The 14,765-nt window shown below is 32.0% G+C and carries 18 protein-coding genes; 6 read left to right on the top strand and 12 right to left on the bottom strand.

What is annotated here, in order from left to right:
* The 4 genes from EQ029_RS10240 to EQ029_RS10255 all read left to right on the top strand — a co-directional run bounded on the left by EQ029_RS10240 (window position 1) and on the right by EQ029_RS10255 (window position 2,795).
* Complete coding sequence (locus EQ029_RS10240; protein ID WP_011276470.1) at window positions 1-876, top strand: undecaprenyl-diphosphate phosphatase; 876 nt, start codon at window positions 1-3, stop codon at window positions 874-876.
* 213 nt (window positions 877-1,089) lie between these two features.
* Entirely contained in the window at window positions 1,090-1,764 is a 675-nt protein-coding gene (locus tag EQ029_RS10245; RefSeq protein ID WP_011276471.1) for a hypothetical protein, read from the top strand.
* 6 nt (window positions 1,765-1,770) lie between these two features.
* On the top strand, window positions 1,771-2,217 hold the full coding sequence (locus tag EQ029_RS10250) for a YaiI/YqxD family protein (protein WP_011276472.1): 447 nt from the start codon (window positions 1,771-1,773) through the stop codon (window positions 2,215-2,217).
* An 11-nt stretch (window positions 2,218-2,228) separates the two neighbouring features.
* Complete coding sequence (locus EQ029_RS10255; RefSeq protein WP_011276473.1) at window positions 2,229-2,795, top strand: LOG family protein; 567 nt, start codon at window positions 2,229-2,231, stop codon at window positions 2,793-2,795.
* A gap of 90 nt (window positions 2,796-2,885) precedes the next feature.
* Here the strand turns inward: EQ029_RS10255 and EQ029_RS10260 are convergent, their stop codons facing one another.
* From EQ029_RS10260 to EQ029_RS10275, 4 genes are all read right to left on the bottom strand, one after another.
* On the bottom strand, window positions 2,886-3,431 hold the full coding sequence (locus tag EQ029_RS10260) for a GNAT family N-acetyltransferase (RefSeq protein ID WP_011276474.1): 546 nt from the start codon (window positions 3,429-3,431) through the stop codon (window positions 2,886-2,888).
* Between the two features lie 101 nt (window positions 3,432-3,532).
* Complete coding sequence (locus EQ029_RS10265) at window positions 3,533-3,829, bottom strand: hypothetical protein (protein ID WP_011276475.1); 297 nt, start codon at window positions 3,827-3,829, stop codon at window positions 3,533-3,535.
* A gap of 179 nt (window positions 3,830-4,008) precedes the next feature.
* On the bottom strand, window positions 4,009-4,497 hold the full coding sequence (locus EQ029_RS10270; RefSeq protein WP_016930916.1) for an SA0632 family lipoprotein: 489 nt from the start codon (window positions 4,495-4,497) through the stop codon (window positions 4,009-4,011).
* Between the two features lie 65 nt (window positions 4,498-4,562).
* Window positions 4,563-5,012 (bottom strand): GNAT family N-acetyltransferase, encoded by a 450-nt coding sequence (locus tag EQ029_RS10275; protein ID WP_011276477.1) that lies wholly within the window; start codon window positions 5,010-5,012, stop codon window positions 4,563-4,565.
* 125 nt (window positions 5,013-5,137) lie between these two features.
* Here EQ029_RS10275 and EQ029_RS10280 point away from each other — a divergent pair, with 125 nt between their 5' ends.
* Window positions 5,138-5,827: a DUF1129 family protein gene (locus EQ029_RS10280; protein ID WP_011276478.1), complete on the top strand. Its 690-nt coding sequence runs from the start codon at window positions 5,138-5,140 to the stop codon at window positions 5,825-5,827.
* A gap of 151 nt (window positions 5,828-5,978) precedes the next feature.
* Here EQ029_RS10280 and EQ029_RS10285 read toward each other — a convergent pair whose 3' ends face one another.
* The 4 genes from EQ029_RS10285 to EQ029_RS10300 form a co-directional block, all read right to left on the bottom strand.
* On the bottom strand, window positions 5,979-6,467 hold the full coding sequence (locus EQ029_RS10285; protein WP_049395658.1) for a DUF456 domain-containing protein: 489 nt from the start codon (window positions 6,465-6,467) through the stop codon (window positions 5,979-5,981).
* A complete protein-coding gene (locus tag EQ029_RS10290) occupies window positions 6,467-7,687 on the bottom strand; it encodes an MFS transporter (RefSeq protein WP_016930915.1) in 1,221 nt (406 codons plus the stop codon). Before EQ029_RS10290 ends, EQ029_RS10285 begins: the two co-directional genes overlap by 1 nt.
* Window positions 7,688-7,731: 44 nt before the next feature.
* Window positions 7,732-8,586, bottom strand: a complete 855-nt coding sequence (locus EQ029_RS10295; protein WP_016930914.1) for a LysR family transcriptional regulator — start codon at window positions 8,584-8,586, stop codon at window positions 7,732-7,734.
* Between the two features lie 142 nt (window positions 8,587-8,728).
* Entirely contained in the window at window positions 8,729-9,340 is a 612-nt protein-coding gene (locus EQ029_RS10300; protein ID WP_016930913.1) for a ribonuclease FAU-1 family protein, read from the bottom strand.
* Window positions 9,341-9,561: 221 nt separating this feature from the next.
* Between EQ029_RS10300 and EQ029_RS10305 the strand changes: the two genes are divergently transcribed.
* Window positions 9,562-10,665 (top strand): 5-methyltetrahydropteroyltriglutamate--homocysteine S-methyltransferase, encoded by a 1,104-nt coding sequence (locus EQ029_RS10305; RefSeq protein WP_016930912.1) that lies wholly within the window; start codon window positions 9,562-9,564, stop codon window positions 10,663-10,665.
* 59 nt (window positions 10,666-10,724) lie between these two features.
* Here EQ029_RS10305 and EQ029_RS10310 read toward each other — a convergent pair whose 3' ends face one another.
* The 4 genes from EQ029_RS10310 to EQ029_RS10325 form a co-directional block, all read right to left on the bottom strand.
* Complete coding sequence (locus EQ029_RS10310) at window positions 10,725-11,213, bottom strand: cupin domain-containing protein (RefSeq protein ID WP_016930911.1); 489 nt, start codon at window positions 11,211-11,213, stop codon at window positions 10,725-10,727.
* The gene (locus EQ029_RS10315) at window positions 11,213-11,929 is read right to left on the bottom strand and encodes a YebC/PmpR family DNA-binding transcriptional regulator (protein ID WP_057504932.1); all 717 of its coding nucleotides are present in this window, start codon (window positions 11,927-11,929) and stop codon (window positions 11,213-11,215) included. The genes EQ029_RS10310 and EQ029_RS10315 overlap by 1 nt, the downstream gene beginning before the upstream one ends.
* 155 nt (window positions 11,930-12,084) lie before the next feature.
* The gene (locus EQ029_RS10320) at window positions 12,085-12,444 is read right to left on the bottom strand and encodes a transcriptional regulator, SarA/Rot family (protein WP_011276486.1); all 360 of its coding nucleotides are present in this window, start codon (window positions 12,442-12,444) and stop codon (window positions 12,085-12,087) included.
* Between the two features lie 194 nt (window positions 12,445-12,638).
* Window positions 12,639-14,741 carry a helix-turn-helix transcriptional regulator gene (locus EQ029_RS10325; protein ID WP_230197446.1) on the bottom strand — a complete coding sequence of 701 codons (2,103 nt, stop codon included), beginning with the start codon at window positions 14,739-14,741 and terminating at the stop codon, window positions 12,639-12,641.
* Between the last annotated feature and the right edge of the window lie 24 nt (window positions 14,742-14,765).

Here is a 14,765-nt window from a genome sequence, read left to right on the forward strand (position 1 = left end):
ATGATTATTATCGAGTTTATAAAGGGCCTTATCTTAGGTATTGTCGAAGGTTTAACTGAATTTGCTCCAGTTTCATCTACAGGTCATATGATTCTAGTGGATGATATGTGGTTAAAATCGACTGAATTTCTAGGTCCTCATTCAGCTTTTACATTTAAAGTCGTAATTCAATTAGGTTCTGTTTTTGCTGCGGCATGGGTGTTCCGTGAGCGCTATTTCGAAATGTTACATATTGGCAAATATAGAAATAGTTCAATAAACGAGGAGTTTCGTTCTAAACCACGTCGATTAAATTTACTACACGTATTAGTCGGTATGATTCCAGCTGGTATATTAGGTGTGTTATTCGACGATTTTATTGAAGCGCATTTATTTAGTGTTCCTACTGTAATGATTGGTTTATTCTTAGGTGCAATTTATATGATTATTGCAGACAAATATAGTAAAAAAGTTCAAAATCCTAAGTCAGTTGACCAAATCAATTATGTTCAAGCATTCGTAATTGGTATCTCTCAAGCGGTAGCAATGTGGCCTGGTTTCAGTAGATCTGGGTCTACGATCTCAACAGGTGTCTTGATGAAGTTAGATCATAAGTCTGCTTCTGACTTTACCTTCATTATGGCTGTACCTATTATGCTAGCTGCAAGTGCACTATCATTAGTTAAAAACTATCAATATATTGAACTTGCACATATTCCATTTTACTTAATTGGATTCTTGGCTGCCTTTATTGTTGGCTTGATTGCAATCAAAACATTCTTACACTTAATTAATAAAGTTAAGTTAGTACCATTTGCAATTTATCGAATCGTATTGGTAATAATTATAGCCATTCTTTACTTCGGCTTTGGAATTGGTCAAGGCATTTCAGGTTAATTATAAATCAATCTAATAATGGCTTTACGCCACATAACATCGTCAAAGATTTAATCTTTGGCGATTTTTTTAGTCAATGAGCTGACTAAAACACTCTCTTAACCTACCTAGTTTTACTCAAGTTAATATAAGGGTTCTAGCTAGTTCCTTCGTTTAGTATGATGTATCATAGGGTAATGAAGATAAATAGTAAATCTAATGGAGGCAACGAGTATGGACAAAAAGAAAATCATTAAAACGGCGATTAATGTTTTACCAATCATTATTGTGCCACTAGTAGTAGAACGTAAGCGTATTAAATCTCATCCTGAGGTACAAAAAGCAACTCATGCAACGTCAAATGCAGGACAAGCGATTGCGAATAAAGCAACAGGTGCAAAAGAGTATTTAGGAGATAAAAAACAAGAATTCGACAACAAACGTGAATTAAAGAAAATTGCAAAAGAAAATGATCCTGAATACATTCAGAAAAAAGGCGAAAAGTTAGCTAAGAAAAACTATAAAGAAGCTGACAAAATGAATAAAAAACTACAAAAAAATATCGAACAACGTCATAAAGAAGAAGAAAAAGAGCGTGAAAAGAACGAAAAACAACGCATTAAAGACATGAAGAAAACTCAAAAATATCAAGAAAAAGTTGGTTTAACTCCTGGGAAACTTGATGATGAGACAGAGAAAAAAGGCGAAAAACTCGAGAAAGATAATAAAAAAGACGTTAATAAGCTAGATAAAAAGCTCCAAAAAAATATTGATAAACGTCATAAAGAAGAAGAGAAATTACAAAAGCAAGAAGAAAAAGCACGCATCAAAGAAATGAAAAAGTTCAAAGATCATGAAGCCGAAAGTGTTGTTACACAAAATAAAAATGAAGATAACAATAAGGCGTAACGCTTTATGACACGTGTAATCATTGATGGAGATGCTTGTCCAGTAGTTGATTCAGTAATTGAATTAACTACTGGGACAGGCATTTTTGTTACCATTTTACGTAGCTTTAGCCATTACTCAAATAAAGTGCTCCCAAATCACGTTGAAACAATTTATATTGATGATGGACCTGATGCTGTTGACTATAAAATTGTAAAGCTTGCTACACCAGAAGACATTGTAATAACTCAAGATTATGGACTTGCCAGTTTATTACTATCTAAAGTTAAGATTGTAATGCATCATAAAGGGCATTTGTATCGTTCAAGTAATATAGATATGTTATTACAACAACGTTATAATAATGCACAGATAAGAAAGCAAGGCGGTCGTCATAAAGGGCCTCCCCCTTTTTCAAAAGAAGATAAAAAACAATTTGAGCGTGCATTTAAATCTGTTATCAAACAACTATAGGAGGAAGAATAATGAAGCGAATTGCAGTATATTGCGGTGCTAGTAAAGGTAAAGACCCCATTTATGTTAAAGAAGCATACGAACTTGGTAAATATATGGCTGAGCAAGGCTATGAATTAGTTTTTGGTGCAGGTTCTGTAGGTATTATGGGTGCAATTCAAGATGGTGTATTAGATCACGGTGGACATGCTATTGGTGTAATGCCTAAGATGTTAGATGAAAAAGAAATCACTAGTCAAAAAGTGAGCGAACTTATTCTTGTAGATTCAATGCATGAACGCAAACAAAAAATGGCGGAACTTGCAGATGCTTTTGTAATGGCCCCTGGTGGCGCTGGATCTCTTGAGGAATTTTTCGAGACTTATAGTTGGGCGCAAATTGGCATTCATGAAAAACCAATTGCCGTTTATAATTTAAATGGATTCTTCAATCCACTTCAACAACTTATAAATAGTATGATTGAAGAAGGATTTATTGATGAAAAATATAAACATTTAGCACCTTTATATAATTCTAAAGAAGATTTAATTAATGGGTTACTTAATTTTAAACCCCTAGGTATACGTACATACGATTAATTATAAAGCGACATGTTTTGGACTATTATATTTATAAAAGTGATTATTTATCACATAATATAACCATCCAATCTCATGTCGCTTTTAATTTTATATTGATAATTGTTTATAATAACGTACTTGTCTTTTTAACATATGATATTTGCTTAACTCTGGTAATTCAAAATGGTCATATAATGTCATGCCAATTTTTTCCATTACTTTTCTAGAAGGCAAATTATTTTCTGCAGTAAAGCTATAAATAGCTTCAATCCCCTTTTTTTTGGCAAATGCTAACACAGCTGTTGCACCTTCAGTGGCAAGTCCGTTACCCCATACTTCTGGAATAAGACGCCATCCAATTTCATATAGTGGTAATTCCTCAAATGGGTATTGGCTATCTTGAGGTATATAATTAACCCCAATAAAACCAAGCCATTCGCCAGTTTCTTTAAGTTCAACTGCAAATAAGCCTATACCGTTTTCTTTAATAATGTCATCCATTTTTTTCATATCTAATTCAGAACGTCGATAACTTAATAAACTTGGAAAATAGCGTCGCACTTGAGGATTAGCATTCATCTTTTGAAATGGCAATAAATCTTCTTGCTTCCAGTCTCGTAATTTAAGTCTTTCTGTTTCTATATATGTAGCCATTTTCAACACCCCATTTTAAAGAAATACATGAGTAAAAAAGTGCGATATGGATATAGACCATAGCACACTTTATCCGTCTTTAAATTTGATTGAGTAACTAATTAACCTCTAGATATATAACTAACGAGTTCAATGTGTACTGGAATCTCTTTTAAACGATCACGTTGATCTTTAGGTGCAACAAAAGTTGCATCTACAAAGTCATTACGATGGTTAAGTTTAAATGTAGCTACAAATGTGTCAGTATCAGATTCAAAGTTTGGTAAGTGTGCAACCACACGTTTGATTTCACCAGTAGAATCAACAATTGTACGTCCAGTAATATTTTCAATTTCACGTCCTAATTCAGGTAATGTGATTTCGCGCCCTTCTAAAATGTGAAAATCTTGTTCATGCATATGTCATCTCTCCAATGTTATAGTTTATGATTAAACGTTTTTTATGTAGTTATGTTTAATTTGTACAATAATTAAATTGTGAATTGTAAATGGTTTAGATTAAGTTTACCCTACATCCATACATGTCAAACTTGACGTATGAGGCTGGCCAAATTGCCTTCATTATTTAAATAAATTTATTAACGGCTACTTGATGATGTATCGTCTGAGCTACTTTGTTCACTTGTAGCACTTTCACCGCTATTTGATTGACGCTCTTGAGTATTACTAGATTGGTTAGATTGCTGTGAATCACTACCACCATTTGTCTCAGAAGTATTCGTTTCGTTACTTGACGTGCTATTTTCAGTGGTACTTTGGCTCTTAGATTGTTTGTATGTATCACTATCTGATGATTGATTTGAGTCACTACTATCACTTTCATCGCTTTCTGAATCATCTTTAGCTGATTCTGTCGCAACTGAATCATCAACTTCTTTTTGAAGCTTTTCACGTTGGTCGTTAAGTTTCTCTTTTTGCTTTTCTAAATCTTTCTTTTGATTTTTCAAATCATCATTTTCTTTTTGTAGTTTTTTAACATCTTTCTCTAATGATGCTCTTTCATCGCTTTTACCGCAAGCAGACAACATAAGTGTCGCAGAAAGTAGAAGTATCAACCATTTTTTCATGCTTTTCTCCTTTATTACGAATGAGTAATATTATTTTAACATGAATTAAGAACCTATTCATTTGTTTACCTTAGGTCTTTACGCATTTTTACATGACTTATCGCATAACCATTCGCTTTATTGAGCTCAATCATTGCATCATTTGTAGCATCAACCATACCTTCAATTGATTTAGCACCCATTTCAATCGCCCAATTTTCTAAAGCAATCTTTAGACGCTTAGCATGACCCAGTCCTCGAAAATGAGGGTCTGTGTATATCATCTCAGTGATTACTTTTTCTTGAACTGCTTCAAAATGCCCCCAAATAAACGAAATTAAGCGCTGTGTGTCTTCGCTCAATTCAATTAAAATTATATCATTACTGTGCTTTAATCGTTGAATAATCATATCTTGACGTAATCCAATTGATAGATGTGTCGCATTGTAATGTGTTTCTCGCTTTTCAATATAATATTCTTGTATCTTTGCGATGGATTCAATCCATAGCATATCTTTAACAGTTAGTTTTCGCATAATGACTTCCTTTATGTTATACATTATATTCTATATTTATCTATGGTATGATTATCCATATTTAACATATAATAATCTATTATTTTTAAAAATAAAATAAGTTTAGACGTTAAGGAGCTTAGTCAATGAAATCCACTGCGAAATTAGCACGTGAAAATAATGTAAAATCATTGCGCCTAAATAATACAGATAGAGAAATCTTTGAAAATTATATGACATATATCCGCGCTGATTTACGCGTCAATCCGCATGACAGTGAGGTAATGCTAAGTCGCATATTAAAAAGATTATTAGAAGCTGAGAATGAAGGTACGTTAGCATTAGAGTTTTTCGAACATAATCCAAAAGCACATGCTAAAAAAGAAATTAAATCATTGCCAAATGAAACGTTTCAAAATATATTTAAGTATATTTTCAGGAATTTTATTTTTTTAATTGGTATTTTTTGTTTCTTTAAAGGCTTTATTGGCTTTTTTATTGGTGGAGATAATAATGAAGTTTACTTGTATACATTTCCGATTAGTGTCATAGCAGGTTTATTTATTATCTTTATGTTTATATTAGTCATATTTAAGACGGTTCAACTTCAAAGTTTCAATAATTCACATTGGGTGTGGTTATTTAATTACACTATTATCGCTTTACTGTTAGTCGCTCTATTTTATGTCTTTTTTATTCCGCAATCATTTTTAGCTTTTGGTCCTTACATACTTATTAGTAATTGGTCATTTATTATAATTTCAGCCATCATTACGCCGATCGCTTTTTATATACAACATCATTTTGTTAACAAGGATTCAAATACTATCTTATAATACGTTGTCACGATGAACTAAGACTTGTAAAGTAGCATTTTATGAAAATAAAAAGGTTAAGCATCTGTATCGTACGTGCGCAATGATGTTCTCAAAAGATGATTTGAAAACTCAAAGCCACTTTGATATAAATGACTTAACCTTTTTTTAATTAGCCTACTAAAAACACATCTATAAAGAACCAAATGACCATAATGAACATAATTAACGCTTGTGCAACCGAACTCGCTAAAAATGCTACTACAGATCCAATGCTTGCATTAAGTGCTTTTCCAAAATCAAAATCTTGCACTAATTCTACAATGAGCACTGCTATAAAAGGTACAATGATAATACCGAACGGTGGAATGACGAAGCATCCAACAATCACACCTATTAACGCTGCATACTCACCCAATTTAGAACCGCCAAAGCGATTTACAAAGTATTTATTCATTAAAAAGTCAGATACTAAAATAAATACAGTGAACAAAATCATAGCTACATAAAATATCCATGATAACCCATCTTGAGAGAATCCAAATTGATAAATTAAGAATCCTACCCATAGCACAAGTACAGATGGAATAATAGGTTTAATTAAACCTACAAATGCTAAAACAAATGATAATAGTATTAATATCCATAAAACAACTTCCATTACTTAACTTTCACATCCGCTTCCGTATATTTTTGATCTTTCGTAAAGAATATCAATATCATTCCTATGAAAATAGATGTTGCTGAAACGAAGAAAACATTCTCCAATCCAACCCAATGACTCATTGCACCACCTAATAAATTTCCTAACAACTGTCCAATCACCATTGCATTCGCAAATAATGTTGAAGCATAACCTGGGAAATCAGGTAAAATATCTTGGAAATAGCTAATACCTAATCCGAGTAAGATAGCTAAAAATAGTGCTAAGAAGATTTGTCCAATCATCATAGCATAGATATTTTCAAAAACACCAATACTAAAATAGAAGGCACCACCACTAATTGCACCTATGATTAACAACGTTCGAGTAGCCAACTTAGCAGATAACATACCTAATATAACCATAAAGGGAACTTCTAAGCCGGCACATAAACTTGCTAGCGTTCCTACATATCCCTCTTGCTCCTTAAGATAATCTGTGACAAATAGCGGCATATTCATTGTGTACATCCATTGACCTATATGTAATAAAATAAATGCTATAAATGGAATAAATAGTGTTTTATCCTTAAGCATGTTAGGCGCAGTCTTCTCAATATTGGCTGTACCACCAACTTGCTCTTTTGCTGATAAATTTAAATCTTTATAGAAGAAGATTTGTAAAATAAGTGTGAATAATAATATAAAGACGGTGCCGCCAAAAAGTCCAGCATATCCCATAAATTGAATTAAATACGCTCCGATTAACGGACCAAATAAGAAACCAAAAGAAAACATAGAACGTAAAACAGTATTGGCAAATTTAGCATTATTTCTTGAAGATGAAACGTTAATGGATTCACGTGCAGATGCATATAATTGTGGCATTGCTGGAGCGAATAACCCTTGAAAAACAGCGTATACAATAATAAACAACCAAATATTATGAATATAAAAATAAATCGAGAAACTAATAGCCCCCATCATTAGTGCACTAATGATGAGTACTTTTCTATTAATGCTATGCGTATCTGAAAAGCGAGCGACAATAGAATTGACTGTAAATTGACTCACTGCTGCTAGGGCAAGTAAAATGCCGAATTGGTTAGTTGTCATCCCTAGCTCTTTAGTCGCGAATAAGACGAAGTAAGGTACTGTGATGGCAATCCCCATACCTAATAGCATCATATTCACAACAAATAATTTGTAGTTTTTTATATGCAACAATGCTGCAAACATTTTTCTACCTCTATTCTTTTTTTAATTACACATTATCCTAATGATTAGCGAATAAAGTTAAGCATCAAAGTAACAAATGACTCAACTTGAGGGAGTTGTAACATGCTACTGTCATAACTCATAAACGTTGAGCGAATAAGTGGTTGATTGTCGATGTTTACCTTTTCAAATTCAAACATATTTTTATCTATATTTTTCATCATGATTTCCGGAAGAATCGTAACCCCTACACCACTTACTAACATTTCTTTGCATGTAGCAACTTGATCCACTGTTATCGTTGCGTGATAATCTTGTCCAAGATTCTCATTATACCATTCTTTAATTTGATTGATATAGATAGGATCAGCTTGAAACTCTATGAAAGGTAATTTAGAAACCTCGCTCTTTCTTTCTTTTGGGTAGATAAAATAATGATCATCGTCAAAGAGGTGTGTATTAGTCAAGTTCATTACTTTATTTCCTCGAGTTATCATCACATGATAGTCTCTATGATTTGCTTTAATTTGTTCTGTAGAACCTACTTGAACTTGTATCTCAACATTTGGAAATTGTGAATTATATAAACTTAATACTTCTGGTAATAACGTTTGACCAATCAATGATGAGCAGCCGATTGAAATGGTACCATTCACTTCTCCAATATGTGCTTGCATTTTATCAAAAAATACACGCTCTCGTTTTAACATGTCACGAGCGTGCTCAATAATCATAGCACCCTCAGTGGTAGTGATTAATTGCTTCTTTGTACGGATAAATATGCCTACACCAAATGAATGCTCTATTGCTTTAAGTCGTTGTGTTACAGCTGGTTGAGAAATATATAATATTTCTGCTGCTTTACGTAACGTCTTGGTTTCATCTAATGTAATTAATAATCGATAGTCTTCTATTTTCATAGCTTCCCCCTACTAATGTTTATTCATGAACATGGCTATGAGCAACAAAAAAATTTAAGACTGAAACGAAAACTATATAAACAATGCTTCACATTTACTTATCGTTCCGCTTCGCTCCTAATATTAAAGGCTTAGAGTTCCATCATTTCCCTTTATTTACATGTGGCTTATGATGTTGAATATGTTTTTTATACGTCTTATTATAATTTGGCTTTTTCAACTTACCAACCATCTTGTTATAGCAATACATAATTCGATTATTAACATCATCAAAATTTTCATTGATTTCAATCATCAATTGATGCGCAATCATATAAGCTTCATGATATTGCTTTTTAGTGATTTGTTCATTTTTTAATGCTAATTTCAAATCATTTTCATCAACGAGTTCATATTCTCCAGTTGATGGTAACACAAGCACATCCAAGAATAAATCGAGTGTTCTAGCATTGCCCTTTTGAGTAATATTCTTAATATTGATATCGAAGTAATACTCCAATGGATTTCCTTTATCATCAAACATTGCAGTAATACTATATCGTTTCTTTTCCGGCAAAATCTGCAACCATTGATAATTGTCATCAGCAACAATTATATTCTGGCCTACTACCGTCACCTCTAAAGGTTCACGAACCTTCTTCATCGTGACCAAGCCAATAATACCCTTAAATCTATTATTATTTACCTTAACTTCTATGTAATCACGTTCTAATAGGCGACGCCAGTGACGTTTATCTATATATTTAATTTTCATAAAGCCACCAACTCCTTGTCATTATTATATTAAACTAACTAATTGATGTCATCTTTGGTCGTTTTTAATTGAATTACGCACATAAACATATAAAAATTTTCAATTTTATTTTACTACAACTAATTAATTTTTAGGGAAAATTGACAAAAATACTCGTATTTGATAATTTATGTTTATATTATCTGAAAATTCTAAATAAATTGATAAAGGAGGAACTGCTATTGACTTACAGACCTTTTAAAGCAGACCATGTTGGAAGTTTGTTACGACCTCAAAGATTAAAGGACGCTCGCGCTAAATATAATCAAAATGAAATCAGTGGTGCAGAGCTAAAACAAATAGAAGATGAGGAAATCGACCGTATTATAGAGAAGCAATTAGAAATAGGTTTACATAGTATTACTGATGGTGAATTTCGAAGAAGTTGGTGGCACTTTGATTTCTTAGAAAATCTAGATGGTGTCGAAGGTTACACTCCTGATCACGGGCTAGAATTTGAAGGGCTAGAAACGCGTGCCCATAATGTAAGAGTAGTTGATAAAGTTAGATATAATCCTAATCACCCCCATTTTGACCATTTCAAGTTCTTATATGACAGAGTTAATGGACGCGCTACCGCAAAAGTATCAATTCCGAGTCCAAACCAATTATTCCACCCTAACATATTGAATGAAGATATTTATCCAAATATTGAAGACTTTGCTCATGATATTTCTGAAGCTTATCGCCAATCATTGCAACATTTTTATGATTTAGGTGCAAGATACATACAAATAGACGATGTATATTGGGCTAGTCTGACTGACGGTACACATAAAGTTCGAGGACGTCAACGTACAGATGAAGAAAAAGTTCGAGCTCGTGAATTAGCATATAAGGTGGTAAATGATGCTGTCAAAGGTCTTCCAAAGGATTTAATTTTAACTACACACATTTGTCGTGGTAACTATCAATCAACATGGGCAATTTCAGGTGGTTACGAAGCGATTGCTCCGTATTTATTTAAAGAGCACCTGCATGGATTTTTCTTAGAATATGATGATGAGCGTTCTGGCGACTTTGAGCCTTTACGCTATTTTGATAAGGAAGCTTATGCCGTACTAGGTTTAATTACTTCTAAGACACCCGCACTTGAAGATAAAGAATTAATTAAACAACGTATTAAAGAGGCACAACAATACATCTCTCTAGATCAAATATGTTTGAGTCCTCAATGTGGATTCGCTTCAACTGAAGAAGGTAATCAGCTCACAGAAGAAGAACAATGGACTAAATTAAAATATGTCGTAGAGCTATCTAATGAGTTATTAGGCAGCGCTAATTAGCACCATATTGAATTCTAAAAAACACAAAGTTAGATGAACCTAACTTTGTGTTTTTTAGTCTATTGGTCTATGTTTAATAAGGCATATTGTTTAATAATTGCCTCGTGTTGAGGATACATACTGTACAACTCATCTTGTGTGAATAATTCAAAATGATTAAAATCAAATGCTGGTTGGCACATACATCCAACCAAACTATAGCCTTTTCTGTCTGTTAAACTCGATGCAAAAATAGTACCTTTAGGCACTAAATACTGCAATACGTCGCCATTTTCAATTGAAGCGCCTAATTGTACTGATTGATAGTTCCCCTGAGGTGTAATCATATGAATGGTCAAAGATTCACCTGCATGATAATACCATACTTCATCCGCATCGATACGATGAAAATGAGAAATATCACCAGTATTTAACAAGAAGTATATACTACTGAATGGTGCACGTTGTGCCTCATTTGTTGTTTCTCGAATTGTTTCTTTATAATAGCCACCTTCTGGATGAGGTGTTAGATCAAGTTGTTTAATCCAATAATCTGCATTTTTCTTCATTATTTTAAATCCACATTATGGAAAACATTTTGAACATCTTCAAGGTCTTCGAGTGCATCAATTAATTTCTCAAATGTTGCTTGGTCATCCTCTGATAATTCAATATCAGTTTGAGGTAACATTTCAAACTCAGTAACTTTAAATTCTTCTACACCTGTTTGACGTAATGCATCTTGTACATGAGCAAATTGGTCTGGTTCGGCATAAACGATTGTAAGATCTCCATCTTCAATTACATCTCTAACATCAACATCTTGTTCCATTAATGCCTCTAAAATGTCATCAGCTGATTTACCTTCAATGCCGAAAGTAGCCGTGTGATCAAACATGTAAGCTACAGAACCTGATACACCCATATTTCCGCCATTTTTACCGAAAGCAGCTCTCACATCTGAAGCCGTACGGTTTACATTATTAGTTAATGCATCTACGATAAGCATTGAACCACTTGGTCCAAAGCCTTCGTAACGTAGGTGGTCATAATTTTCATCACCAGCACCTTTAGCTTTGTCAATTGCTCTATCAATAATATGATTAGGTACTGAATACGTCTTCGCTCTTTCAAGTACTAATCTTAATGCTTGGTTAGATTCAGGATCTGGTTCACCAGATTTGGCTGCTACATATATTTCTTTACCAAATTTCGCATATATTCTACTTGTATTTTTATCTTTTTGGGCCTTTTTCTCTTTAATATTATTCCATTTACGTCCCATAATGTCATCTCACTTTCATACTCAATAATCCTTATTATATAGCATTAATAAATCATTGTCTAAAAAGGAAATAAACGCATTGTACGAAGTAAAAATAAGCATAAAAAAAATACTGACAGAATGTCTTTGTCAGTATTCTCGTTCAACATATTAAATTAAATATCTAAGAATTCTTCAACATCATTGAATAAAGCATCGAATTTTTTAACATTCTTCTCATCCATATAGATAAAAATTTTTCTCTCATCTTCAGTTGATCGAACCTTACTTAGTCTTTCTTTTTCTATAAGTCGTCGAATTGAGACTAATAATTTAGTTCTACTTAGCTCTAACTCACTAATTGCTATTTTTAGAAATTTTTGCATTAACATTTGATCTTTAGCAATATGTTCATGAGCAAGTTTGAGCAAAGCCAAATCATTTAATGTCAACTTATATTGTTTATCTATGTACTCTGACAATGCTTTATATTGTTTATAGAATTCTAGTAATTTATTTAATTTGTCATTATTCAATGATTTTTGCACCTCCAAATATAAGCAGACAACTTAATTACTATTATCCTTTATATTTTTAGGTATGTCCTATAACTTTGTTTAGAAATTTTTGTCGAATTTACTAACAATGTTAAAAATAGTTGTGCAAAACACAATTGAGTAGATTTTATTTTTTTAAAACTTTAACGATATACAACGCATTGTAATTAAGTTTAATTTGAAGGGGGTGCATTATTAAAGTTATGTTCTATCATTTGAAATGTTGGATGGATTAAATAATCTAGTTTTCTTAAAAATCGTTTTGACCATTTATGTTTTTTTCTAATACTCTGAGAAATAAGATGATTAATATTACCGTTATAGTCATCGATGAGTTGAATTTGAACTAAATAGGTATCTTTTAATACATCATCTGCAAAATCAATAAATATATCTGTCTGATCATAATTGACTTGCAATGATTCACTTTCTAAAACACGCCAATCGTAAATTAGAACAGTATATTGGTCTTCATCGTCAATTAAGATGTAATTTTCATTAAATAATTTGGGTTTCATACTAATTTCAATGAGTTGCTCTAAAATCGCTCCTAATATCGACTTAAAACCGTTTTCATCGAATATGTGAAGTGCATTAAACAAATTACCACTATGCTTGAAGTTAAAGCCAATTCCGTTAAAATATGACGCTGTTCTCACAAATGTCTCAATTAATAAAGGTGCACTATTATTCAAATCATTATATTTACTATTTAAAAATTTGTGGTTTTCAAAATTTAAAAATATTATTTTCTGATCTTCTAGATCAAATTGCTTTAATATTTGTCTAATATTTTGATATCGTAATATATTTTTCACCAGTAAATGTTCATTCTGTTCAATTAAGTAAGGCATTTTTAGTTGTGCATTATCAATATATAAAAATTCAAAATTAATGCGTTTGATTTGTGATTCTAATGTTTTAAACAATACAGGGTCGTTTAGCAGCTTACTTATTTCTAACCCAAATGAAAATTGTTGCGTTTTATGCTGTATTTTTAAAATGATTCGATAAATGGATTTCAAATTTACTTCATCTAAATCAAATACAAGACCTAATTTATGATTACCACTCGTAGGAAGTTGATGTTCTCTGAAGTAGTTTGCTACATCCTCAAAATTAGACTCTAAAAAATCCGTTAACGTTAAATCTTCCAGTCTAAATACTACATTTAATTCATTAATAATGATGTATTCAAACAATCGTTGTCTTTCATACTTTGTCATTTGATCTTTAATATCACGCATATCTACATTTAGATAAAACTTCAATGTTGAGTGTTCGTAATACAAAGGTCGTGCAAAATCTTGAAAAAATAATAATCTTATTTCTTCTATAGTATTAATTTGAATCACTAAATAATACGGATTCACAGTAGAACCAATTGTTGAATCTGCGTAGATTATATGTTCATCGTGTTGGTTATAATATTTTTGTTTAATCTTGATTAATTGATTAATGTAGTCAATATTTCCTTCGATTATATTTTCATAATCCATATCAATAGATTTTTCATATCTATCACAGTATCGGTACTCGTTGGGAGTCATGTCAACATAATTTTTAAACGTTTTAGAATAACTTGAAGCACTGCTAAATCCTACTTTTTCGCTTATTAAACTTATCGTGTATTCCGTTGTTAATAGCCATTCAAATGAATTTGCAATTTTTAAAGTATCTACATATGTCTTGAAACCCATATTTAGCAATTGATTAAACTGTGCCGAAAGATTAGATTTAGAAGTAAATAATTTCGATGCTATACCCGTTAGCGTTAATTTCTTAGTTATATTTTGATTAATATATTCTAATATTTCGCTTAATTCACCGTAAAAAGAGAAGTTATATTGATGATTTGCGATTGATTTCTCAATGGCCCCTTCTTTTCCGATAATATCAACAACAGAAGTAATATATGTAGTATCTTCAGAAACTGAGTCTGCGTTTAAATGGTTTAGGGCAAGTTGCAATAATGCGCGTTTAATGGAGTTAATGGACTTAACTAGATTAGTTGAGTATTTATAATTGAAGAAATCAAAATGGCGATCTCTAAACCAATCACTAGCGATATAAAGCATGATGGTTTTTTTATTTTTTAGAATTGAAAAAATATCTGTATTATTAATAACGTAAATGTCATTTTCGACGTTAACAGTTTTAGTAAAGTGCTGAAGTATAAGCTGACCTTCTATCGGAAACAACAGAATAATACCGTCTTGGCAACGTGTCATTTTGTATTCATTCTTAGTCAATATATGAATATTGGTATTAGACATTGATTAACCTCTTTCTAATTCATG

This window comes from Staphylococcus haemolyticus, assembly GCF_006094395.1.
GTDB classification, from domain to species: Bacteria; Bacillota; Bacilli; order Staphylococcales; family Staphylococcaceae; genus Staphylococcus; species Staphylococcus haemolyticus.